This is a genomic window from Spiroplasma endosymbiont of Atherix ibis (genome assembly GCF_964020005.1).
Lineage (GTDB): Bacteria > Bacillota_I > Bacilli_A > Mycoplasmatales > Mycoplasmataceae > Spiroplasma_A.
Genome location: NZ_OZ026474.1, coordinates 756,187 through 781,032, shown reverse-complemented (window position 1 = coordinate 781,032; position 24,846 = coordinate 756,187). Strand labels below are relative to the sequence as shown.

Genomic DNA, 24,846 nt, shown 5'->3' with positions numbered 1-24,846 from the left:
GTGATAAAAATGAAAGACTTTGTATTTAACATTAAGTCATATTTAAAAGATTATAATTATATATGAAAATATAAATTAGTATGATGTTTGCCATTCATACTTTTTTTAGTAATTTTAGATTTAATAAGTAAAGCTATTGTTGCTGATAAAATGGTATTAGATGGAGCAGCAGTTAAATTTATTCCTAATTTCATAGGTTTTCAATATGTAATAAATCCTGGAGCTGCTTATGGTATGAACGCAGAAAAAATAGGTTTAACAATTTCAATAGCTTCACTTGTAACATTATTTTTAATAGGAATATTTATTTTTATAAAGAATAAATACTGATTAATACCAATTAATTTAATGGTTGCAGGAAGTTTTGCAAATTTATTAGGTAGAGCTTGAGCGCCAGCTACTAATAATGGTGTAAAAGGGGGAGTTATTGACTTTCTTAAATTTGAATTTAGTTTTTTTGGATCAGATAGTTATATTTTCAATTTAGCAGATGCATGAGTTTCAATTGCAGTAGGAGTAATTATACTTATATTAATTATTTATGCTATTTTAGAAATTATAGAACTTGTAATGCGCAAAAAAGATAAAAATAAATATGAATTTTATTTTGATATTAAAAATAGAAAACAAGTTCTTTTTGAAGTATATTATCAAAAATTAAATATTAAAAAAGAAGATAAAATGACATACAATCAATATTTAAAAAGTAATCAAGAGCTTTCAAGAGAATGAAAAGAATACAAAAAAAAGGAGTAAATTATGGAACAGTTAGAAATTAAAATAGAACATAATTCAGGAAGATTAGATAAGTTTTTAGCAGATTATTTAAAAAATGATTATGATTTTTCTAGAAGTTATGTTCAAAAATTAATTGAATCTAATGATGTTCTTGTAAATGATCAACCAGTTAGTGTTAAATATAATCTTTTAAATGGAGATATTATAAAAATTAGTTTAAAAGAACCAGTTGAATTATTAGCACAAGCTGAAGATATTGAATTTGACATAGTTTATGAAGACAAAGATTTATTAGTTGTTAATAAACCAAATGGACTTGTAGTTCATCCAGCTGCAGGAAATCCTAATGGAACTTTGGTAAATGGATTGTTATTTAAAATTAAAGATTTGTCTTCAATTGGTGGAGTATTGCGTCCTGGAATAGTTCATAGACTTGACAAAATGACAACAGGATTAATGATTGTTGCAAAAAATGATAAATCTCATAAGAAATTAACTGAAATGTTGGCAAATAATCAAATTCATAAAGAATATATAGCTTTGGTTCATGGCATTATAGAACCAAATGCTGGAAAAATTAATGCTCCGATTGGTCGTCATAAGGGTGATAGAAAAAAAATGACAATTACAGATATTAATTCAAAACATGCAATTACAAATTTTACAGTTTTAGAGCGTTTTGAAAATCATACAAAAATAAGTTGTATTATTGAAACTGGAAGAACACATCAAATTAGAGTTCATATGGCTTATATAAAGCATCCAGTTGTAGGAGATTGACTTTATGCTTTTAAAGAGGATATGAAAGATGAATTTGGTCAATATTTACACTCTTATAAACTTAAATTTAATCACCCAATAACAAATGAAAAAATTGAATTAATAAGTGAGTTACCAAAACAATTTAATGATAAAATCATTATGTTTAAGAGAATAGGTGAGTAGTTATATATGGCAAATTTTAATGAATTAAAATTAAGTTTAGTTCACTATTTTGTTAAAGTTGAAAAATATAAGACTTTAGAAAAATTTAGTAATGATTATGTATCATATTTAGTTAATCCAAAAGCTAAATTTAAAATAATTAGAGTAACTGTGGGTTCACCTGTTACAACTGATAAAAACTTAGATGAAATAAAAAACACTTTAAAAAGAGAAAAAAGAGAAAAAGTTGATATTTTAAATATTGCTTTAAGTGATAAAGATGTAGATATTTCTTTAGAAGGAATTACTTTTAGTGTTTCTAATTTAGAAAACATAAAAATAAAATTAAAGCCACATTTTTCAAAAATTAATTCTTTAAAAGAAACTAATAAAGAAGAGGAAGATGAGAAAATTTCTGAAGAAGAGTTAATTGAAATTCTACAAAATCCTACAAAATCATCTAATTTAAAATTTAGAAAAGCAGTTCAAAAAATGAATAGAAATACTCCTATTTCTATAATTTTATCTAGTATTTTCTTTATACTTCCAATTATTACAACAGTGTTGTATATTATTTGATTTAAAGATTCTGATCCAAAAGCTATAGATTTATTTTTTGGAGCAACAAATAGAAACTTAACAATTATTGGAGGTCAGTGATGAAGAATTTTTACATATGGATTTACGGCTAATTCAAATGGATATTTAATGGCTTTTATTCAAATTTTTTTCTTAACTTATGGAACATTAAAAGTAGCAAGATATACTGAAGGTCTTGTTGGTACATTTAGATTTGCTATTGCAATATTTATAACTTATCCTTTAACAGGTTTTTTTGTAAGTGCAGCTATTCCTTCACAAACTTCAATTTTTTCAGGTGGACTAGGATTTATGGCAAGTGTAGTTGGAGTACTTGGTGTAACTACTTGAGATAAAAAAAGAGAACCAATTCAATTATTTTCAAAAAATAGATTATTTTTCCCAATAATTTTTTTAGTGTTATATCCATTAATTTTGCAACAATATCAACTATATATTATGATAGTAACTTCAGCTGCTATATCTTCAAGTATTTATTTATTATCAATTTATAATAAACAAAATGTAGATAAATTAATTATTTTACCAATAGTGATATTAATAACTGCATTTGCTTTACCTTTAACTTTAACTTTAATTAATTATTATATACCAGCACATGATCCTTATTCATCAAAAGCACTATCTTATTATGTATCAAAAAAATGATTATCTGCAGATACTGCTAATAAAATATTTAGACGAAATGGATGAAATTGATTTATGAATTCAGATGGTTATATTACTAGTTGGAGATAGTTTATGAAGAAAAGAAAAGATTATATAGATTGAGACACATATTTTTTAGCAATGGTTCAACTTAATGCAATGAGAAGTAAAGATCCAGTCACTCAAGTTGGATGTGTTATTATAAATGATTTAAAACAAGTTCTTTCAACTGGTTATAATGGTTTGCCAAGAGGATTAGATGATAATAATTATCCTTGATCAAGAGAAGGAGACTTTGAAAAAACAAAATATCCTTATATTGTACATGCAGAATTAAATGCTATTTTATCTTCAAAAGAATCTGTAAGAGGAGGTACTATATATACAAATTTATTTCCTTGTAATGAATGTTCAAAAAGTATTATTCAATCAGGAATTAAAAAAATAATATACTCTTGTGATAAATATGATAAAACAATAGAAAATAAAATAGCAAAAAAAATGCTCAAAGATGCAAAAGTTGAATTAGTTTTTAAAAAAGCAGTTAAAATTTCATTATATACTCATTAATTAAAAAAACAAAAAAATCCCTTAATCACACTTAGGGATTTTTATATGAAAATTTTTGAAATTATACAAGAGGATTTTAAATACATTTAAGATATTGTTTAAGTAATTGATAAACTTTTTAAAATTTTGTATTTCTTTTTATATAAAATATTTTGAGTGTAGCTTTTTTCATTAATTTTATTATATGTTTTATTATATTTGAATGTAGTTAGTTCATTTTTAGATATTTCAAAAAATTTAACAGTTTCATTGTATTTTAAAATTTTGTTAATAATTTTTTTGTATATGAATTTCCTAAGTTTCTTTTTTTATGCATAAAAAAATGAACCTCCTAATAGTATTACAAAGTTTTTTTACTTTATACTTACTATTTTGGGTTCACGCTAGTGCTAAATGTTTTTTTAAGACTAAAATAACTAATCAATTGAATTATCACAAATTCCTGTTATTAAAATTTGATGTAAATTTGTAAATGTTGTATCAGCCATATTTTTGACTGCTTCATAAGTGAAATAAGCAATATGCGGAGTAATAATTACACGTGAATTAAATTCAGTTACTAAAGCTTTATAAGTAGAGTTCGGCATATTATAATTTCATTTATTAAAAAATAAATCAGTTTCATTTTCAACTACATCTAATGAAAGACCTTTAATTTTATTTGTTCTTAATGCTTCAGTTATTGCTTCTAAATCAAACAATTCACCACGTGAAGTATTAACAAGTATTACACCATCTTTCATTTTTTCTATTTTTTCTTTATTAATAAAGTGTTTGTTCACTCCTGGAATGTAAGGAAGGTGTATTGTAATTAAATCAGATTGTTTTAATATTTCATCTAATTCTACATATGTCAAAATATCTTCAGCATCTTTGTTAGGATATGGATCATAACCTAAAACTTTAGCTCCTGTTCCTTTTCAAACTTTAGCTGTTTCTAAACCAATGCGTCCAGTTCCAAGTATACCTATTGTTGATAATCTTGCTTCTTTTGAAATAGTGTTTGGATATACAAAAAAGTTTTGATTTTTAAAATTATCATACATTAAAAAAATATTTTTTAATAAAGCCATTCCTGTTGAAAATGCAAGATCGCTAACAGCATTTGGTGAATAACTTGGTACACGCCCACTTTTAAATTCCAGTTTTTTTAGTGTCTCAATATCGATATGATTAGTTCCAACAGTTCTTGTCAACAAAATATTGATACCATAATCTTTAAATTGTTGTAAAGCTTTTTTATCTGCATTGCAGTTAACCATTAGAACAACTACATCATGACCTTTTGCCATTTCTATAGTTTCAGGCTTTAATAATTTGTCTGTAAATGTTAATTCATAATTAAATTTTTCATTAGCTTTGTTAAATATTGATTGTTCAATTTCTTGAACTCCATATAAAAATACTTTCATAGTTCTCCTTTTAATTTAAACTATTTTTTATTTTAAATAATTGAAAAAATAGTTCTTGTACTAATTGCTGTTGTAGTAATTTTCATATAAGAATTACTACAAAAACTTGTAATAATTGTAAATGATTTCATATGTGTAATGAAATTTGCAGTTTTTTATATTGAATTGCATAACTAAAAAACATATTTGTAGTAATCATTTTAATAATTATAATACAAAGCTTAAACAACTGCAATATCAGCTACTTTGAATGCTTCTATTGTACTTCCAATTATAGCAAAAATGATTAATATTATAATTAATAAACCAAAAGTGATTATATTTATAATAAATATTTCTCATTAAATTAAACATGATTTAATTATTTTAGTAATGTAGCTTTTTGTTAGAATATAATCAAAAAAAATTATTTAGTATAAAATTTATTAAAATTGTGTCTACTTTTATTGACAAGTTCATTAAAAAGATTTTTTATATTTTACTGTTGAAATGCAATTTTGTAAATTTTTCAACTTCTGATTTTTTTTCTATTTTATATTTATTAACGTAGTTTTTTACATAATTGCTAGCTCCTAAAGGTAATTTGACTTGATATTCTCTTTCTAATTTTTTAATTTCTTTTAAAAAATGATACCTTGAAATAATACTTGCACAAGCAACTGATATATATTTTGATTCAGCTTTAGTTTCAAAATATATATTGTTAATTACAACTTTTTGATCTTGCAAATATTTATAGTAATTTTTTTCATCTACAAATTGATCCATTATTATTTGTTTATTTTTCAAATTTACATTATTTTTAAATAATTTTTTTAAAGACTGATTATGACAAATTGCTTTTAATTTATGAGTATTTTTATAAATATTATAAGCTTTATTATAATTTGAATTATCAAGTACATAAATTTCTCAAGTTACTTTATCTTTTATTTTTTCAAATAAATTGATTATTTTTGAATCCTTTATTTTTTTTGAATCAACTATTTCTTTTATTAAAGAACTATATTTTTGCATGAAATCTTTTTCAACAAAAGCACAACAAGTTATTAAAGGTCCAAAAAAATCTCCAACTCCAACTTCATCACAGCCAATATTTGGTAATTCTATTATTTTTTTTATTAAAGTAGGATTATTTTTATTATTTTCAGTTTTTAAAAAATATTTATTTGCAAATTCATTGATTTGTTCACCTTGTAATAAAATTGTATTTGTTTTGTAAATACTAATTACAAGTCCGTATGGAAGTTTAAATAAATATTTTATACTTGAATTTTTAGAAGTATATAAAAAGTTTTGATTTTCATTAAGAATTTTATTTATTGTTTCTTCATTTACTTTTTTAAAACTTTTACTATTCATATATCTATCAGTCCTTTAAAATAAATTATAAAGTAAAATATGATTTAAGTTTCAAATAATAAAGTTGGTATAATAATTTGTAGTACGATTGGAGGAAAAGCAATGATTAATATAGGACCTTGATGACTATTTGATATAATAGCTTTTTCTATTATAATTGGTTGTACTGTTTGAGGAATTAAAAGAGGTTTTTTAGCAACTTTTTATTTACTTATTTTACAAGTTATAGCGCTTATAATTTTAATGTTTGTTCCAGAAATTTTAACTAATTCTTTAAATCCAATTTTTATGAAATTATGAGTAAAATCTGGATTTGTTAATGTTTTTTCTTCTGTTGGTGTAACAATTGTTAACTTTATTTCAAATATTTTCCCAAATTCAACAAATTTACCAATTGATAGTTCAGGAACTGGTTATGAAATTTTAAAAGTAATATCAGCACTCGGATTGTACATTTTTCTTACTATCTTTATATTTTTATTTGTAAATATTATAGGTTTAATTTTTTATAGAGTTTTTAAACGAAAAATAAGTAAAGTTAAAATTATTGGAAGTGTAGATAAATTAATAGGTGCTTTTAATGGTCTTGCTCTAGGAATGGCTTTATCAATGTCTGTTAGTTTTATGGCAAGTTTTCCATTATTTCAAACAGAAAATCAAATAATAGGATTAATGGACTATTCAAATATGACAAAAGAGCAAGTTAAAGATAAAATTCTTTATGGAAATTCATATAAAAAGTATTCTTTGGCAAGAAAAATAAGTTCACCAATGCCCTCAGTTCCAATCTTAGGATTTACATATACAAATTCTTGTATAACAAAATATCTATTAGATCCACTTATGGTTATTTCTTCTCAATTAATTGCAGATAAATCAACAGCTAATTTAAAAGATTTCTTTATTGTTTATGAAGATTTATTGGCAAAAGGCTATTCAAGTACAAACCCATTTGATACACCTTTATCAACTTGTATTGAAGTAATGCCAAAAGATTCAAAATCTATTTTTAGATTAGCAACAGAAATGATGCTAATGGGTTCAACTATATTTATAAAAGATAAAAATGCTTCAAAATCTGAAGTTACAAGTGTTCAATTAATTAATGCTTTAGATAAGTATTATTTAGCAACAAATCATGATGAAAAAAATATACATGAAGGATGAATAAATGAAAGGGAAATGATAGGCTTTTATAAATGAGCTAGTGAAAGTCCTAATACACAAGAAGATACTAGAATTAATCCATTTATTACATTAGCTAATATTATTGATCAAAAATGAAAAAAAATTGGTAAAACAACTCAAAGATATATGTCAACTCTTTTAAGAGATCCAAAATTAACTTATAATTTCTTTAAAAGTTTAAATTATGTAAATGCAACAACAAGAAATAATTTAGATACAATGCCTTATTTATCAGCAATTTATACAGCAAGTTATTTAATTGATGGATTAGAAATAGTACCTTCAGGAGAACTAAAACTTGGAGAGTTCTATGGTATTGATGGAATTCCTTTTAATTATTCAAATTATGATACAAAAAATAATGTTAATAATATTGAATATCAAAGTGAATGATGAAAAGAAAATTATAGAAATAGTTATTGAATTCAATATTACTTTGATTTTGCAAAAGGATACTTTAATTAATTATGGCAAAAATAGGAATAGATATTGTTGAAAATAAAAGAATTAATCTAAATGATAAATTCTTAAAGAAATTTTTACATAAAAATGAATTTATTTTATTAAGCAAATTAGAAAGTCAAGAAGCAAAAATTAAATTTATAGCAGGAAGATGAGCTGCAAAAGAAGCAATAATAAAATGTATTGAAAATAAAGTTGTTTCAAATTCAATTAATATTGTTTATCAAAATGAAAAGCCAATTATAGAAAATAAAGAATATGAAAATATTGAAATATCAATAAGTCATGAAGAAAACTACTCAGTTGCAGTAGCTTTAAATTTATAAAAACCACACTATATTTTGTGGTTTTTATTTTTTTTACTAGTTATAATGTTAGAAGGTGATAATGTGAAACAATATTTGGATTTGGTAAAAGAAGTTTTAGAAACTGGAGAGAATAGAGAAGATAGAACCAATACGGGAACTATTTCAAAATTTGGAACTCAATCAAGATATGATTTAAGACAAGGCTTTCCTCTTGTTACAACAAAAAAAGTTTTTTTTAAAGGAATTGTTCATGAAATTCTTTGATTTATTAGTGGAGATACAAATATAAAATATCTTGTTGATAATAATGTCAATATTTGAAATGAATGACCTTATGAAATCTTTAAAAAAGAAAAAGAATATAAAAATGAGACTTTACAAGAATTTGTAGAAAAGATTAGAACTGATTTAAATTTTGCTAAAAAATATGGAGATTTAGGACCTGTTTATGGAAAACAATGAAGAAATTTTAATGGTGTAGATCAGTTTAAAAATTTAATTAGTGACATTAAACTTAATCCATATTCAAGAAGACATATCATTTCTGCTTGAAATCCAGCAGAGGTTAACAAAATGGCACTACCTCCATGTCATTCTTTATTTCAATTTTATGTTTCAAAAGATAATTTTATCGATTTACAACTTTATCAAAGAAGTGGAGATATTTTTTTAGGTGTACCTTTTAATATAGCAAGTTATTCTTTACTTTTAGAATTAGTAGCTAAGGAATGTAATTTAAAACCAAGATATTTTATTCATACAATAGGAGATGCTCATATTTATTCAAATCATATTGAACAATTAAAATTGCAATTAACAAGAGAACCTAAAAAATTACCAACTTTAAAAATTAATGCAGATAATAAATCAATTTTTAAAATAAAATATGAAGATATTTCTTTACAATGATATGAGAGTCATTCAGCAATTAAAGGAGTAGTGGCTGTTTAATGATTTCACTTATTTGAGCACAAACTAAGGATGGCATTATTGGCAAAAACAATAAATTACCTTGAAAAATTAAAGAAGAAATGCAACATTTTATAAATTATACAAAAAACAAAACTGTTTTGATGGGTAGAAATACTTGAGATTCTTTATCTGTTAAACCACTACCAAATAGAAAAAATATATTAATTACTTCAAGAAAATTGGAAAAGAGTTATAATGATATTGAATTATCTAATAAATTAGAAGATTTTTTAGAAAAGTATAAATCGATAGAAGAAGAACTTGTTATTATAGGAGGTTCTCAAATTTATGAAGCTGCATTAAACTATGCAGATAGATTAATAATTAGTGTTATTAAAAAGAATTATCAAGGAGACGTTTTTGCTCCAAAATTTGATCAGTTGCTTTTTAAAATTACAAAAAAAATGGATTTTGAAGAGTTTGAAATCTATTATTATGAAAGGTATTAAAAATGGAACAATTAGAATTAGCAAAACAAGAAAATTTAAGTGATAAAACTCAAGAAGAGAAGAAAGATAAAAAAGAAATGGCACATGTAAGTAAATGAAGATTATTTACTAATGCATGAAGTATTTGAAGAGTTACTGCCAAAGCTAAAAAAATATCAAAAAAAATAAAACAAGATCCAAACCTATATTCAGAAGAATGAAGATATAACTGAGTTAAAAAGAAAAGTAGAAAAGTTTTAAAAATTGCTAATGTGCAAGTAGATGTTATAGGAATTGAAAACTGATTAGATAGAGGTATTGTTTTAGCACCAAATCATCAGTCAAATTTGGATTCAATTTTAATGATGGCTATAAATGATTTTTCTTTACAACAACCAATTGCTTTTATAGCAAAACAAGAATTATGAAAAACAAAAATATTTAGACATTTTATGAATTTAATTGACAATGTACCTTTAGATAGAACAAATCCAAGAAGTGCATTAAATGCTATGAAAGAAGCAAAAGTATTAATTTCTGAATATAAAAGAAGTTTAATAATTTTTCCAGAAGGAACAAGAAGTGCTAAACAAAAACCAAATGAATTTCAGCCAGCAAGTATGAAATTAGCTCAAATGGCATATGTTCCAATTATTCCTATTTCAATAATTGATTCTTATAAATTATTTGAAAAGAGACCAAAAGGAAAATTCCATATTAAAGTAGTTTTTGGAAAAGCATTAATGCCAGAAAAATTTATATCACTTAAAACAGAAATGCTAACTAGAAATGTTCAAAAAGAAGTTGAAAAAAATATAGAAATTTATAAAAACTGAGATCCAAAAGCATTAGGTATAAAACCAAAAAGAATAGATGAAAAAAATAGAGTTGCATATTACTAGTTTTTTATGAAAATGGAGATAAAAAGATGAATTTTGTAAATATTATAGAAAAAAAGAAAAATAATAAAGAATTAACTACTCAAGAAATTTATTGAGTAGTTAATTCTTTTGTTAATAATTCATTAAAAGATTATCAAATGTCTGCTTTTAATATGGCTGTATGATTTAATGGCATGTCAATAAAAGAAATTGCTTCATTTACTCAAGCAATGATAGATTCAGGTATAACTTATGATTTAAGTGAAGTAAAAGGGCAAATAGCAGATAAACATTCAACAGGAGGAGTAGGAGATAAAACAAGTTTAATTTTCTCACCTTTAGTTGCAAAATTTGGAGTTAAAGTTGCTAAACTATCAGGTAGAGGATTAGGCCAAACTGGGGGAACTATTGATAAATTAGAAAGTTGTCCAGGATGAACTGGGGAAATATCAGAAGAAAAGTTTAAAGACATATTAAATAAAGTAGGTATTTCAATTATGAGTCAATCAAGTGAAATAGTTCCTGCAGATAAAAAACTTTATGCTTTAAGAGATGTTACAGGCACTGTTGATTCAATTCCATTAATTGCTTCAAGTATTATGTCTAAAAAATTAGTTATTCCAGCAGATAGCATTATTTTAGATGTAAAAATGGGAAGTGGAGCTTTTATGAAGGATTTAGAAAGCGCTGTAGAACTTTCTAAAACAATGATAAGTATTGGAAAAGAACATAATAGAAATGTTAGTGTAATGATTACAAATATGGATAAACCATTAGGTAGAGCAATTGGTAATGCAATTGAAGTAAAAGAAGCATGAGATACTTTAAATGGCAATGGACCTGCTGATTTAGAAGAATTGTGTATAACTGCAGCTGGATTGACTTTAGTACAAAATAAAGTTTTTAAAGACCTAAAAATAGCTAAAGAAGAGCTTTTAAAAGTATTAAAAAATAAAAGCGCTGCACACTTGTTAAAAGACTTTATAAAGGCACAAAACGGAAATTTTGATGTAATTGTTAATTATGATAAAAACTTTTCAACAAAACATGTTATTGAAATTTTAGCTCAAAAAGATGGTTATGTTTCATTTGCTTCAGCAGATCAATTAGGATATCTTTCAATGTATTTAGGAGCTGGAAGAGCAACTAAAGAAGAAGAAATTGATTTTTCTGCAGGAATTTATTTAAATAAAACAACTAATGAATTTGTAAAAAAAGGAGAATCTATAATGACTCTTTATACAAATAGGGATGATGTTAATAATTTTAAACAAAAAGCAGAAGAATTAATTATAATAAATGATAAAAAACAAAATGATAAATTAATTCTTAAACTTTTGACTAATTAAAGTATTATAAATATATTTAAAAAAATAATTTTTAAATATTGAAATTTAATGAATTTTAAAATATAATTTATTTGTCTGGAATAGTTTAAGATCATTAGCCCATAATGTTTATTTAGCCCTATCAAATGAACATAATATTTAGATTTATAATATATAAAAGTATTGACTATTCTAGATTTATTAAATAAGTACTCCGCCCAGAGTGCTTTTTTATTTAAAAAAAGGTTACAGAACAATTTTAATATCTTTTTAAAAATATTTATAAAAAATATTGACTTTAACTTAATTTTTTTTGTATAATTGAAAAGGTTCTTACTTTTGAAGAAAAGGATAAATGATGACTTAGCTCAGTTGGTAGAGCAATTGACTAGTAATCAATAGGTCGAAGGTTCAAGTCCTTTAGTCAGCACCACATTATTATTTAAAGGGGAGTTAGCGAAGTGGCTAAACGCGGGTGGCTGTAAACCATCTCCTAACGGTTCGGCGGTTCGAATCCGTCACTCCCCACCAGTTATTGGGCTATAGCCAAGCGGTAAGGCAAGGGACTTTGACTCCCTCATGCGCCGGTTCGAATCCTGCTAGCCCAGCCATTTATTTTAATAACGTCTCGTTAGCTCAGTCGGTAGAGCAACTGGCTTTTAACCAGTGGGTCATAAGTTCAAGTCTTATACGGGACACCATTTTTTTATTAAACCCCAGGTGGCGGAATAGGTAGACGCACTGGACTTAAAATCCAGCGACTTTAAGCGGTCGTGCCGGTTCAAGTCCGGCCCTGGGGACCATTATAAGGACTTGATTAAGAAAGCACTATAAAAAGTGCTTTTTTCTTTTAAAAAAATTAGTTAGATAGTTAAAATAAAAAAACTCCCTATTAAGGAGTTTTTTTATTTTAACTAATTGTATTAATTAGAAAATCATTTAAAAATTGATCACTTACTGAATAACTTAATAATTTATTATTTTTTGTTTTTGATTCTCCACCAGAACCTCCAGAACCACCAGATTCTCCACCAGAACCAGAATTTGTTCCATCATTTACTTTATTTATAATTTCTGTTTCTTGTTCTCTATTATTCATTGCAGTTATTAATGGATTAAATAAATTATCAAGTAAAGTTTCAGTTCATCCTCCAGCAGGTTTATTTCCAAAACCATTTTCTCAAGAAACTAGTTTACCATTTCTTATTAGTATAAATATTGGAAATCCTTGAATTTTATCAAGATTAAAGTATTGTTTTACTTTTACTTTAGCTAATTTTGTTGCTAATTTATCACTCATATCACCAATTGTATATTGTTTTTTATAAATTTGAGTTACTTCATCAATCATTCAATTTAGAATGTTTTTTGTTCACTTTTCAGTAAATTTACTTTGATATTCTTCTGTTTTAAATGTTCTTAAATCAACATCATTATTTAATTTTTGACCATATGCTATAAGTGAATCTGGATGTTCAGAACCTTCTTGATTTACAACTTTTTGGTTGTAACTTGTATTTAATTCACTAATTTTTTCATTCAATTTTTTATTGTATTTTTTTTGTACATATTCAAAATCTTGACAATGTGGACAGTTATCTTCTCCTATATATAAAATGAATGAGTCTTTGTTATCAATTCATTTTTTAAACTCGTTATAATTTTTGTTTGAACTACAAGAAACAACAGTTAAAGTTGATGTTCCAACTAGTGTTGCGGTTGAAATTACACTAAGTAATTTTTTCACTTTAATCACTCCTAATTTACTATTATTATTTTACACATTTTTGTTAAAGAATATTTTTTTATTTAAAAAATAAATTCCAAAAATAATTTAATTTAAACTTGATATAATTATTTAAATTACTGAAATTAATAGAAGGTTATATATGAAAGAAAAATATATAAAATTTGCAGAAATTTTTAAAACATTAGCAGATCCAACAAGATTAAAAATTATTAACATGATTTGTGATTGTGGTTGTAATAAGTGTGCTCAAAATATATTAGATAATTTAAATATTACTCAACCAACTTTAAGTTATCATATGCAAATGTTAGAAAAAGTAGGAATTTTAAACTCTATAAAAGAAAAAAACTCAAAAATATATAAAGTAAATAAAGAAATGATAAAAGAAATAGATAATTTTATAAGTTCATTACAAGAAGAGAAAAAGTTAATGATTTGTTCAAAATGTAATAAATAAAAATAGAGTTTTTATAACTCTATTTTAAGAATTTTTTATTAGCAATTTGAGCAAGTACAATTTGAACATGTACATAATTCACAATTACATCCTGAAAAAATTTTATTCATAGTAATCCTCCTTAAGATAGTTATCTATATAGATAACTATCTATATAGATAATACTACAAATTTATCTTTTTATCACATTTTTTAAAAAATTTATTATTTATAATAAAAAAATGAGTATTCTATTACATTTTTTGGTATTATTATTTTGATTATTATCTTAATCAAAATTATCAAGGAGGATTAAGAATATGCGTGAAGGAGTTATTTTACGTTGTGCAACTTGTAAAGAAGAAAATTACATAGCAAAAAACGATAAAAGAAAAGATAAAATTGAAGTTAAAAAACATTGTTTTAAATGTAATTCACATCAAGTTCACAAACAAAAAAAATAGGGAGAATAAAAAATACTTTTTATAAAGTTTTTTACTCTCTTTTTTTGTATAGTATTATTAAAGGAGTTCAATTTATGAAAAAAGAAATATTAAATAAAATTCTAAAAGAAACTAATGCAGATGCAATTTTATTGCACTCACCTCAAAATAGATACTGATTTTCTAGATTTCATTCATCTCTAGGATATATTTTATATACAACTAAAAAATCATATTTATTTGTTGATGGAAGATATATTACAGCTGCAAGAAACTCAATATTATTAAATAATATTGATGAAATAATAGAATTTGGAAAATTGTATGAATTAATTAATAATGAAATATTAAATAATGAAATAAAAACAATTATTTTTGAAAGTGATTGAGTTTTTGTTAAAGATTCAGAAATTTTTCAAGAAAAATTAAATGCAAAAATGATTGGATATAATTTTGATGCAATTAGAATGATAAAAGATCAATGAGAAATTGATCAAATTAAAAAAGCATGTGATATTACACACAAAGTATTTTTAGATGTTTTAGAATTTGTTAAACCAGGAATGAGTGAAAAGGATTTAGCAAGATTTGTAAGTGATTCATTTTTAAAAAATGGAGCTGAAAAATTGAGTTTTGACACTATTGTTGCAAGTGGTAAAAATGGAATCATGCCTCATGCTGTTCCAACAAATAAAAAAATTGAAATTGGTGATTTTGTAACTCTTGATATGGGATGTTACTTTAATGGATATTGTTCAGATCAAACAAGAACTTTTGTAATGGGTAATGCTGATAATTTAAAATTAAAAGAAATTTATGAAGTAGTTTATCAATCACAACAATTAGGAATTGAAAGTATTAAACCAGGAATTAGTGGAAATCAAGTACATAAAATTTGTTATGACTATATTGAAAGTAAAGGATATGGTAAATACTTTACTCATGGAACTGGACATGGTTTAGGAATTGAAATTCATGAAGAACCTTATAATTCTGCAACTGGTAATAAAACTTTGCAAGAAGGTATGTGTGTTACTGTTGAACCAGGAATTTATATTCCTGAAATTGGTGGAGTAAGAATTGAAGATGATATTTTAGTTACTAAAGATGGATATGAATTTTTAACTACGCCATTAAGAGAACTTCAAATAGTTAAATAAAAGAGGTTGAAAATTATTAAAAAATTGGAACATGTAGCTTTTATTCTTGATGGAAATGGAAGATGAGCTAAAGAAAGAAAAAAACAAAGAACTTATGGACATAAAATCGGTATGAAAAATATTTTACCAACAATTATAAGTTCAAAAAAATTTGAAATAAAATATATAACAATGTTTTGTTTTTCAACAGAAAATTGAAATAGACCTGATAGAGAAGTTAAATATTTGATGAATTTTCCAAGTGAAATTTTTTCAAAAAAGCAACAAGAAAAATACATTAAAGAAGGTATTAAAATTGTTTGAATTGGACGAAGAAATAAAGTCCCTTTAAAAACAAAAGAAATACTAGAAGAAGTCGAAGAAAATACAAAACAATGTGATCAAATTGTAGTTCATATTGCTTTAGATTATGGCTCTTTTGAAGAAATAGAAAATGCATTTAAAATAGTGTTTAATAATATTAATAGTAAAAAAATTTTACTTGAAAATTTTACTATTCAAACAATTTTAGATAATTTATATACAAAAAAAGCACCGCCAATAGACTTACTAATTAGAACTGGTGGAGAAAAAAGATTAAGCAATTTTATGCTACTACAATTAGCATATGCTGAATTTTATTTTATTGATGAATATTGACAAGATTTTAAAGAAAAAGATTTAAAGTTGGCAATTGAATACTATAATAATAGAAATAGAAGATTTGGAGGAATTAAAAATGAAGACTAAAGATAAGGATTTTGAAGTCACTGAAACAGTTGAAGTTTCACCAGAAGTTGAAGAAAATATTGGCAAAAATCGCTTTAAATTAGATTCAGCAAAAAGAAATTTAAAAACTAGACTTCTTTCAACGATAGTTCTTTTATTTTTACTTTTAGGATTTGTTTGCTGTGGTGCTATTTATACATCTTTAAAAACATCAAATATAGGCAATCCAGAAATTGCTTCATATTTTTCAATAATTTTAACTGTTATTTTAACTGTAATTTGTATTTTTGAAATGAATAAAGTAATGGGATTCAAATTTTGATATTATCAAGTTTTAATAATTACTATTTCAATAATATTATTATTATTTCCAACAAAATATAGTTTATATAATTTTTCATTTTATAATGAATTAAATTTAGTAACATGATTACAATCATGACAATTTCCAATTATTATTACAGTTTATTTATTGGTTACAATAGTTATTTCTGTTTCTGATAAAAGAATTAACACAAAAAATGCATTGATAAATTTTATAATGACTTTAATAATTATTTTTGCTTTAAAAGCTTTTTCAATAACTTCATTATCACTTGATAATAACTTAGCAAGATTTTCATTTAATACTATTGTTTGAATTTGAATGATGATGATTTTAAGTGATTCGTTTCAATATCTTGGAGGTATGAGATTTGGAAAAACTAAATTAAGTCCCAATATAAGTCCTAAAAAAACTTGAGAGGGAGCATTAATTGGTATGGGAACAGCAGCTATTATTGGAATTATTTTTGCAATGGTTTTCCAATTTGTAAAACCTTTACAAAATTTTCAACCTTTAAGAGAACCAATGCAAGCACTTGGTGATAAAACAATAGCATTAGAAATAATTGTTTATATCTTACTAGCACTTGTATTTCCAATTATTGGTTTATTTGGGGATTTATTATTTTCTTGAATAAAAAGAGTAGTTAAAATTAAAGATTATTCTAATTTAATTCCAGGACATGGTGGAGTTTTAGACAGAATGGATTCCATTTTATTCTCATTATTTATATTGTTTATCTTTATATCTTGTTTGCCTGTTTAATATGAAAAATATAATATTATTTGGAGCATCAGGAAATATTGGACAGCAATGTATAGAATTGCTAAAAGAAAATAAAGATAAATATAATTTAATAGCACTTAGTATAGGAGAAAATGATTCACAAGTTGAATCTTTTTTGCTTTCATTTCCAAGTTTAAAAAAGATTTATTCTAAAAAAGAATTAACTTATTTAAAAATTAAGTTTCTAAAAGTTGAGTTTATAAATGATAATATTTTAAATTTATTTAATAGTAATGATGAAATAGTTATTAATGCTTTAAGCGGATTTTATGGTTTACAAGTAACTTTAAAATCAATTGAAAAGAATTTAATTTTATTAAATGCTAATAAAGAATCATTTGTAACTGCTGGAAATTTAATTAATGAAATGCTTAAAATAAGTAAAACTAAAATTTATCCAATTGATTCAGAACATTGTGCTATTTTTCAATGTTTAGAAAAAGAAAATAAAGCAACTACTTTATTTTTAACAGCTTCAGGGGGAAACTTTAAAAATTTAACTTTAGAAGAAACCAAAAAAGTAACTTTACAAGATGCTTTACAACATCCAAATTGAAATATGGGTAAAAAAATAACAATAGACAGTTCAACTATGTTTAATAAAGCTTTTGAAATATTGGAAGCCTATTATTTATTTGATGTTAAAAATATAAAAGTTTTGCAACATCCTCAATCAATTATTCATTCAATGATAGGTTTTAAAGATGGATCAATAAAAGCTCAATTATCTATTCCAGATATGAAACAAGTAATTAATTATTTTTTACATTTTCCTAAAAGATTTTCATATTATAAACAAAAAGATATGCAATTTAATGATTTAATTAACTTAGAAATAAAAGAAATTGATCAAGATAGATTTAAACCTATTAAATTTGCTCTAAGCTGTCTTAATTATAAAAACTCAAAGTCAATTGCTTTGAATGCTTCAAATGAAGTATGTGTTGATTATTTTTTAAAAGGAAAAATAAGGTTTTATGAAATAACAGAAATTGTGGAAAAAGTTTTTAATGAATGTGAAAATATAGAATTAAAAAATTATGAAGAGATATTAAAATATGATAAAGCAATAAGAAATATTACAATATCAAGAATTGGAGAATAATAAATGAGTGAAATAAGTAGCGGAATGATTGTATTAGCTTTTTTTATTGGAATTATAGTTATGTTATTGTTAATAACTATTCATGAAGTTGGACACTTGGTTGTTGCAAAAATAGCAAAAGCTTATGTTTATGAATTTTCAATTGGTTTTGGACCAAGGATTTTTGTATTTAAAGGAAAAGAAACATGAGTTTCTATTAGAATATTTCCATTAGGAGGATATTGTTCAATAGCATCAGATAAATCAGATCCACCAAGTGAAAGAGAAGATGAAGTAGTTCCCGATGAAAGAAAATTAGATTATATTGCAAGATGAAAAAAAATGTTTTTTATTCTAGCAGGACCATTAATGAACTTATTTGTTGCTTTATTATTATTTACAACAATTTTTGCAGCAATTGGTGAAAAGAAAAATGATATGACTTATTTTGGGGCAAACTATGTCCAAAATGGAATTGCTGCAAAAGCAATTAAAGAGAGTGAAATTAATCAAAATGTTAATATTGAATATGTAGAGCAAGATTATGTTATTTGAGGGTGAAGAATGTTTGGAAATAAAAATGAAGAACCTAAAATAACTTTATTTGATAATATTTGTGATTCACAAAACTCAAAATGTGATGTTAAAATAAATAATTTGGAGGAACAAAAAGCAGTTGATTATAAAAAGACTGTTTATAATTTTATTGATAATTTAAAATTATCAATAAATTATGAAAATATAAAAATTCAGTTTGCTTATAAAAAAGTTGATAAATATAGTGGATATTCATTAGATAAATACAAAGAAGGAGTTATTACTAAATTACAAAATATTAAAGTTGGTGAATCAGTTGGAATAGCACCACCAAATAGAATTTATGAAACTACACTTCAAGCTTATGGAGATGGATGAGGAGAAACTTTTAAAGCTTCAATTTCAATTTTAGAAGCTCTTGGTAATGTATTTACTGGTAAATTCTCAAATCTTGTAGGACCAGTTGGAGTTGCAAAACAAACTGCAAGTTTACTACAAAGTGCATATCAGTTTTTTATTTATGTAGCAACAATTAGTGCAAATTTATTTATATTGAACTTAATTTTCTTACCACCACTTGATGGATATAGATTATTAGAAAATTTTATTGAAATGATATTAAGAAAAGAGTTACCTTTAAAATATAAAATTTTTGTAAATACAGCAGGAGCAATTTTATTTTTATTATTATTTGTAGTAATTACTATAAAAGATTTTATAGTGTAGTAGAAAAAAATGGAGGTTAGTAAAATGAATAAAGAAGTAAAAGATATGTTTGAAAAACTAAATGTTTTTTTAGAAGAGTCAGAAGAAGTTTATTTTGAAGGTGCTCATTTTTACAAAGAAGCTGAATTTAGTGCAAGTGTTAATAAACTAAGGGTTTTTATTAAAATTAAAGATTTTTTAACAATTCATTTATTAAATAAAATTGAAACTATTTTAAATACAAATACTTTAGTTCCAACAAAACTAAATTTATTAGTTAATAATAATAATTATTCAAAAGAATTAATATGAAATCATATAGAATATATCAAAGAACAAAAAGCAGAAGTTAAAACAGGAACAATTAAAATTCTTTCACCATCAACTGTAGAATATTTTAATGAATACAGAATGGTTATATTTAATGTTTCTAATCAAACTGAAAAAATTCTTTTAGAAGAGCATAAAGAATATTATAAAAATAAACTTTTAAAGTATGGTTTTAAAGATATTGATTTAGAAATTAAAGTTAAAGAAAATCTTAAAACAAATGTATTAGAGTCAATTAGAGAAAAATATGAAAAAGCTTCTAAAATAATTCCAAATCAACAAAAAGAAGTGTTTGAATCTAAACCTATTTTTTCTGCATCAAAAACTAAATATAGATCAAATGAAGAAATTTTAAATAAACCAACTTATGAAAAAATAGTTGATTTAGAAGAAGATGCTCAAAATGTAACAATTCAAGGAGAAGTTATTTCTAAAAAAATTCGTAAATCTAAAACTGGGAGAAATATTTACAATATTGCAATAACTGATGGTACATCATCGGTTATGTGTATTTTTTTTCAAAGAAACAATGATCCAACTTTTTTTGATGAAATAACAGAAGAGACAAAAGAAAGTTTAATTGGTTTTGAAAACCAAATTATAAGAAAAGGGGATTGAGTTTCTTTTAATGGAAATTTTAATTTTTCAACTTTTGATAAAGGTTATATTTTTTATATTAATAAATATAAAAAAATTGAATCAAAAAAAACTTATAGAAAAGATGAAGCCAAAATTAAAAGAGTTGAACTACACACTCATACAAAAATGTCTGTAATGGATGGAATAAGTAGTGCAAAGAGTTACATTGAAACTGCAAAAAGATTTGGATGAAACTCTATTGCTATTACAGATCATTTAAACTTGCAAGCTTTTCCTGAAGCATATTATGCACTATTAGATGTAAACAAAGGTGTAGAAGAGGAAAATAAATTAAAGTTAATTTATGGTAGTGAACTTGTTATGTTACAAGATGACGCATGAATTATTAAAAATCCAAAAAATCAAAATTTACGTGAAGCAAAATTTGTTGTTTTCGACTTAGAAACAACTGGTTTATCTCCAGAATATGATGAAATTATTGAATTTGGAGCAAATGTTTATGATTATGCTAAAGGAACTTCAAAAAAATATGATATTTTGATTAAACCAACTCAACCAGTATCAAAATTCACAATTGATTTAACTAATATTACAAATGAAATGTTAGAAGATAAAAATTCAATTGAAATTGAATTCAAAAATATAATGGAAATTATTAAAGATGGTATTCTTATTGCCCATAATGCTAACTTCGACTTTAATTTCTTACAATCTTTTGCAACTAAACTTGGTTATGGAGAATTAACAAATACTGTAATTGATACTTTATCACTTTCTAGACTTTTACAACCAAGATTAAAAAACCATCGATTGGGAACTGTTGCTAAAGCATATCAAATTTTATATGATGAGAAAATTGCTCACCGTGCTGACTATGATGCTGAAGTTCTTACAAATATGTATGAACATATGTGAAGTGAAGCTAAAAAAATTACTTCAATTGATATTGATTCAGATTGAAATAAATTTAATAAAGATAAATTTGAGAATGAGAATTTTAGAAGATCTAGAGGTTTTCATGTAAATGTTTTGGCAAAAAATCAATATGGATTAAAGGATTTGTATAAGTTAATTTCCTATTCTCATACAGATAATTTTTTAGGATCTCCAAAAATATTTCAATCAAAACTTTTAGAAATGAGACAAAAAAACAATATTTTAATTGGTAGTGGATGTGTCAATGGAATTGTTTTTGAATATGCACGAACTGGAACTTTTAAGATGCTAGAAGATGCAATTAATCTTTTTGATTATATTGAAATTCAGCCATTAAGCGTTTATAAAAAGTTAATACAAACAGATGATTTAACTATGGAATATTTAAAAACTATAATTTTAAAAATAATTGAAATTTCTAAAAAATTAAATAAAAAAATTATTGCTACAAGTGATGCTCATTATATAGATCCTGAATTAAAAAAAATTAGAGATATTTATATAAATACAAAGGGATTAGGAGGAATTTATCATCCACTTTATGATTTCAAACAAAGAGTAAAAGATAATCCTGATCAACATTTAAGAACTACAAATGAAATGCTAGAAGAATTTAAATGATTAGAAAATAGTGAATTAATTAATGAAATTGTAATTCAAAATCCATTAGATCTTTCAAATTTAATTGATAAAAACATAATTCCTATTAAATCAGGTTCATATCCACCTAACATTGAAAATGTTGATAAATTATTAACAGATGAATGTTATAAAAATGCTAAAGCAATTTATGGAGAAAAGTTACCTGAAATTGTTAAAACACGTTTAGAAAAAGAATTAGCTTCAATTATAAAACATGGTTTTACAGTTGTTTATTGAATAAGTCATTTATTAGTTAAAAAATCAAATGATGATGGTTATTTAGTTGGAAGTCGTGGTTCTGTAGGAAGTTCATTTGTAGCAACAGCATCTTTAATTACAGAAGTTAATCCACTTAAAGCTCATTATATATGCAGTGAATGTAAATATTCAGATTTTGAAACACCAGAAGAGTTTAAATGTGGATATGATTTGCCAGAAAAAATGTGTCCTAAATGTAATGCAAAATTAATTGGAGAAGGTCATGATATTCCTTTTGAAACTTTTTTAGGATTCGATGGAGATAAAGTTCCAGATATAGATTTAAACTTTTCTGGAGATTATCAACCAATTGCTCACAATTTTACTAAAGAAATTTTTGGTGAAAATAATGTTTTTAGAGCTGGTACTATATCAACTGTTGCTGAAAAAACAGCTTATGGATTTACAATGGCATATTTTGAAAAACAAAATGCTAATTTTGATTTAATTAGAAAAGCTGAAATTGAAAGACTTGCAAGTTTATCTACAGGAGTAAAAAGAACAACAGGCCAGCACCCAGGGGGAATTATTATTCTTCCAAAAGAATATGAAATTGAAGATTTTACACCAGTAAACTATCCAGCAGATGATGAAACAAGTGATTGAAAAACAACACATTTTGATTTTCATTCAATTCATGACAATTTATTGAAAATGGATATTTTGGGACATGTTGATCCAACTGCTTTAAGAATGTTATATGATTTAACTAGATTTGATCCAATTAAAGTACCTACAAATGATAAAAAAGTCTATTCTTTATTTTCAGAACTTTCAGCATTAAAAATTGATTCACAATCAATTCTTGGTGAAACAACAGGAGCTATTGGACTTCCTGAATTTGGAACTCATTTTGTTAGAAACATGTTAAAAGAGACAAAACCTAAAACATTTGCAGATCTTGTTCAAATTTCAGGATTAAGTCATGGAACTGATGTTTATGTTGGAAACGCTCAATCTTTAATTAAATATGGTATTGCAAATATATCGTCTGTTATTGGTTGTAGAGATGATATTATGGTATATTTAATGTCAAAAGGATTAGACTCTTCTAACTCATTTAATATTATGGAAAGTGTTAGAAAAGGAAAAGGACTTTCAAAAGAGTGAATATCTCTTATGAAAAATCATAATGTTCCTGAATGATACATTAATAGTTGTTTAAAAATTAAATATATGTTCCCAAAAGCTCATGCAACTGCTTATGTATTAATGGCTTATAGAGTGGCATGATATAAAATTTATTATCCAGAAGAATATTATGCTGTTTGATTTTCAACAAGAGCAGATTTCTTTGATTTAGAAACTGCTTTAAAAGGAAAAGAAGCAATTAATGCAGCAATAGAAGATATTAGACATAGATTAAATAATAAATTACCAGTTACTGCCAAAGAAATTTCTTTAATTACAGTTTATGAAGTTTTATTAGAAATGTTTGCAAGAGGTATTGAAATTAGAAATATAGACTTTAATATTTCTGAGGGTAATCAATTTGTTATTTTTAAAGATGGAGATAAAAAAATTTTAATACCACCATTTAATGTTATTGACTCTCTTGGAGAGGCAGTGGCAAAATCAATAGTTAATGCTCGCAAAGATAGAAAAATAACAAGTGTTAGTGATTTAAAACAAAGAACACAAGTAACTCAAACACAAATTGAAATTTTTGCAAAACTTAAAATAACTGATAATTTAAAAGATGATGAACAACTTTCATTTAATTTTTAAGTGAAAATCATTATCTTTTTTTATTTATTAACTTAAAATAATATAAAATTAATCTATAAAAGAGGTAACTATGTCATTAGAAATTGTAAAAAATAAATACTTAGATAATATAAAAGAAATTCTTAAGGAATATAATTTTTCACTTTATGAATTAAATATAGTAAATGATTTTGAATCAACAGTATTACAAGTTTTGGTAGAAAATAAAGATATTAAGAAAAAAAATATGGACTTTGATTTACTAATTAAAGCCAATGAAAATATTTCTATTTTATTAGATGACATAAAAGAACTTAAAGATCCATATATTTTAGAAGTTGGTAGTGCAGGAGCAGAAAGAATTGTAAAATCAGCAGAAATTCTACAAAATAATATTGGTAGTTATTTTTTCTTGAACATTATTAAACCTATTGAAACTTTGACACAATTTTCTGCAACGTTAACAGAATTTAAAGATGAAGAGTTCTTATTTGAATTTTTTATTAAAGGAAGACCAAAAAAAATAAAATTAAAATGAGATGATATAGAATTTATTAGATTTGCAATTAAATTTTAATTTTTTAAAGTATTTAAGCGATTAATTCATTGGTGATTAAT

The 24,846-nt window shown here is 24.3% G+C and carries 22 protein-coding genes and 4 tRNA genes; 23 read left to right on the top strand and 3 right to left on the bottom strand.

The window, feature by feature from the left end; translation table 4 throughout:
* Positions 1-9: 9 nt before the first annotated feature.
* The 4 genes from AACK92_RS04245 to AACK92_RS04230 are packed head-to-tail and all read left to right on the top strand — an operon-like array spanning position 10 to position 3,480.
* Positions 10-756 (top strand): signal peptidase II, encoded by a 747-nt coding sequence (locus tag AACK92_RS04245; RefSeq protein ID WP_339020445.1) that lies wholly within the window; start codon positions 10-12, stop codon positions 754-756.
* Between the two features lie 3 nt (positions 757-759).
* Entirely contained in the window at positions 760-1,683 is a 924-nt protein-coding gene (locus AACK92_RS04240; protein ID WP_339020443.1) for an RluA family pseudouridine synthase, read from the top strand.
* Between the two features lie 6 nt (positions 1,684-1,689).
* Positions 1,690-3,000 carry a hypothetical protein gene (locus tag AACK92_RS04235; RefSeq protein ID WP_339020441.1) on the top strand — a complete coding sequence of 437 codons (1,311 nt, stop codon included), beginning with the start codon at positions 1,690-1,692 and terminating at the stop codon, positions 2,998-3,000.
* Positions 3,001-3,003: 3 nt separating this feature from the next.
* Positions 3,004-3,480: a dCMP deaminase family protein gene (locus AACK92_RS04230; protein WP_339020440.1), complete on the top strand. Its 477-nt coding sequence runs from the start codon at positions 3,004-3,006 to the stop codon at positions 3,478-3,480.
* Positions 3,481-3,896: 416 nt separating this feature from the next.
* On the opposite strand, the gene AACK92_RS04225 is transcribed toward AACK92_RS04230, so the two are convergent.
* Both AACK92_RS04225 and rnhC read right to left on the bottom strand, forming a co-directional pair.
* Positions 3,897-4,892, bottom strand: a complete 996-nt coding sequence (locus tag AACK92_RS04225) for an NAD(P)-dependent oxidoreductase (RefSeq protein WP_339020438.1) — start codon at positions 4,890-4,892, stop codon at positions 3,897-3,899.
* 471 nt (positions 4,893-5,363) lie between these two features.
* The gene (gene rnhC, locus AACK92_RS04220; RefSeq protein ID WP_339020437.1) at positions 5,364-6,254 is read right to left on the bottom strand and encodes a ribonuclease HIII; all 891 of its coding nucleotides are present in this window, start codon (positions 6,252-6,254) and stop codon (positions 5,364-5,366) included.
* A 102-nt stretch (positions 6,255-6,356) separates the two neighbouring features.
* On the opposite strand from rnhC, the gene AACK92_RS04215 reads away from it, so the two are divergent.
* The 10 genes from AACK92_RS04215 (at position 6,357) to AACK92_RS04170 (ending at position 12,624) form a co-directional block, all read left to right on the top strand.
* Positions 6,357-7,907, top strand: a complete 1,551-nt coding sequence (locus tag AACK92_RS04215) for a hypothetical protein (protein ID WP_339020435.1) — start codon at positions 6,357-6,359, stop codon at positions 7,905-7,907.
* Positions 7,907-8,230 (top strand): holo-ACP synthase, encoded by a 324-nt coding sequence (locus tag AACK92_RS04210; RefSeq protein ID WP_422397889.1) that lies wholly within the window; start codon positions 7,907-7,909, stop codon positions 8,228-8,230. Before AACK92_RS04215 ends, AACK92_RS04210 begins: the two co-directional genes overlap by 1 nt.
* A gap of 63 nt (positions 8,231-8,293) precedes the next feature.
* A complete protein-coding gene (locus AACK92_RS04205; RefSeq protein ID WP_339020432.1) occupies positions 8,294-9,163 on the top strand; it encodes a thymidylate synthase in 870 nt (289 codons plus the stop codon).
* Positions 9,163-9,633: a dihydrofolate reductase gene (locus AACK92_RS04200; protein WP_339020430.1), complete on the top strand. Its 471-nt coding sequence runs from the start codon at positions 9,163-9,165 to the stop codon at positions 9,631-9,633. The genes AACK92_RS04205 and AACK92_RS04200 overlap by 1 nt, the downstream gene beginning before the upstream one ends.
* A gap of 2 nt (positions 9,634-9,635) precedes the next feature.
* On the top strand, positions 9,636-10,514 hold the full coding sequence (locus tag AACK92_RS04195) for a lysophospholipid acyltransferase family protein (protein WP_339020428.1): 879 nt from the start codon (positions 9,636-9,638) through the stop codon (positions 10,512-10,514).
* Positions 10,515-10,540: 26 nt separating this feature from the next.
* The gene (locus AACK92_RS04190) at positions 10,541-11,842 is read left to right on the top strand and encodes a thymidine phosphorylase (RefSeq protein ID WP_339020426.1); all 1,302 of its coding nucleotides are present in this window, start codon (positions 10,541-10,543) and stop codon (positions 11,840-11,842) included.
* A 426-nt stretch (positions 11,843-12,268) separates the two neighbouring features.
* Positions 12,269-12,352, top strand: a tRNA-Tyr gene (locus AACK92_RS04185).
* A 5-nt stretch (positions 12,353-12,357) separates the two neighbouring features.
* Positions 12,358-12,432: transfer RNA gene (locus tag AACK92_RS04180), tRNA-Gln, on the top strand.
* A 14-nt stretch (positions 12,433-12,446) separates the two neighbouring features.
* Positions 12,447-12,522: transfer RNA gene (locus tag AACK92_RS04175), tRNA-Lys, on the top strand.
* 13 nt (positions 12,523-12,535) lie between these two features.
* Positions 12,536-12,624, top strand: a tRNA-Leu gene (locus AACK92_RS04170).
* Positions 12,625-12,731: 107 nt separating this feature from the next.
* On the opposite strand, the gene AACK92_RS04165 is transcribed toward AACK92_RS04170, so the two are convergent.
* Positions 12,732-13,568 carry a lipoprotein gene (locus tag AACK92_RS04165; protein ID WP_339020424.1) on the bottom strand — a complete coding sequence of 279 codons (837 nt, stop codon included), beginning with the start codon at positions 13,566-13,568 and terminating at the stop codon, positions 12,732-12,734.
* Between the two features lie 142 nt (positions 13,569-13,710).
* On the opposite strand from AACK92_RS04165, the gene AACK92_RS04160 reads away from it, so the two are divergent.
* The 9 genes from AACK92_RS04160 to AACK92_RS04120 all read left to right on the top strand — a co-directional run bounded on the left by AACK92_RS04160 (position 13,711) and on the right by AACK92_RS04120 (position 24,805).
* Complete coding sequence (locus tag AACK92_RS04160; protein WP_339020422.1) at positions 13,711-14,028, top strand: metalloregulator ArsR/SmtB family transcription factor; 318 nt, start codon at positions 13,711-13,713, stop codon at positions 14,026-14,028.
* A 299-nt stretch (positions 14,029-14,327) separates the two neighbouring features.
* A complete protein-coding gene (rpmG, locus tag AACK92_RS04155; RefSeq protein WP_100916809.1) occupies positions 14,328-14,471 on the top strand; it encodes a 50S ribosomal protein L33 in 144 nt (47 codons plus the stop codon).
* Between the two features lie 74 nt (positions 14,472-14,545).
* Entirely contained in the window at positions 14,546-15,610 is a 1,065-nt protein-coding gene (locus tag AACK92_RS04150) for an aminopeptidase P family protein (protein ID WP_339020421.1), read from the top strand.
* Between the two features lie 6 nt (positions 15,611-15,616).
* Positions 15,617-16,339 (top strand): polyprenyl diphosphate synthase, encoded by a 723-nt coding sequence (uppS, locus tag AACK92_RS04145; RefSeq protein ID WP_339020419.1) that lies wholly within the window; start codon positions 15,617-15,619, stop codon positions 16,337-16,339.
* Positions 16,329-17,408 (top strand): phosphatidate cytidylyltransferase, encoded by a 1,080-nt coding sequence (locus AACK92_RS04140; protein WP_339020417.1) that lies wholly within the window; start codon positions 16,329-16,331, stop codon positions 17,406-17,408. Before uppS ends, AACK92_RS04140 begins: the two co-directional genes overlap by 11 nt.
* Position 17,409: 1 nt before the next feature.
* Positions 17,410-18,534, top strand: a complete 1,125-nt coding sequence (gene dxr, locus AACK92_RS04135; RefSeq protein WP_339020415.1) for a 1-deoxy-D-xylulose-5-phosphate reductoisomerase — start codon at positions 17,410-17,412, stop codon at positions 18,532-18,534.
* Positions 18,535-18,537: 3 nt separating this feature from the next.
* Positions 18,538-19,776 (top strand): RIP metalloprotease RseP, encoded by a 1,239-nt coding sequence (gene rseP / locus AACK92_RS04130; protein ID WP_339020414.1) that lies wholly within the window; start codon positions 18,538-18,540, stop codon positions 19,774-19,776.
* A 24-nt stretch (positions 19,777-19,800) separates the two neighbouring features.
* Positions 19,801-24,249: a PolC-type DNA polymerase III gene (locus AACK92_RS04125; protein WP_339020413.1), complete on the top strand. Its 4,449-nt coding sequence runs from the start codon at positions 19,801-19,803 to the stop codon at positions 24,247-24,249.
* A gap of 70 nt (positions 24,250-24,319) precedes the next feature.
* On the top strand, positions 24,320-24,805 hold the full coding sequence (locus tag AACK92_RS04120; RefSeq protein ID WP_339020411.1) for a hypothetical protein: 486 nt from the start codon (positions 24,320-24,322) through the stop codon (positions 24,803-24,805).
* Positions 24,806-24,846: the final 41 nt, after the last annotated feature.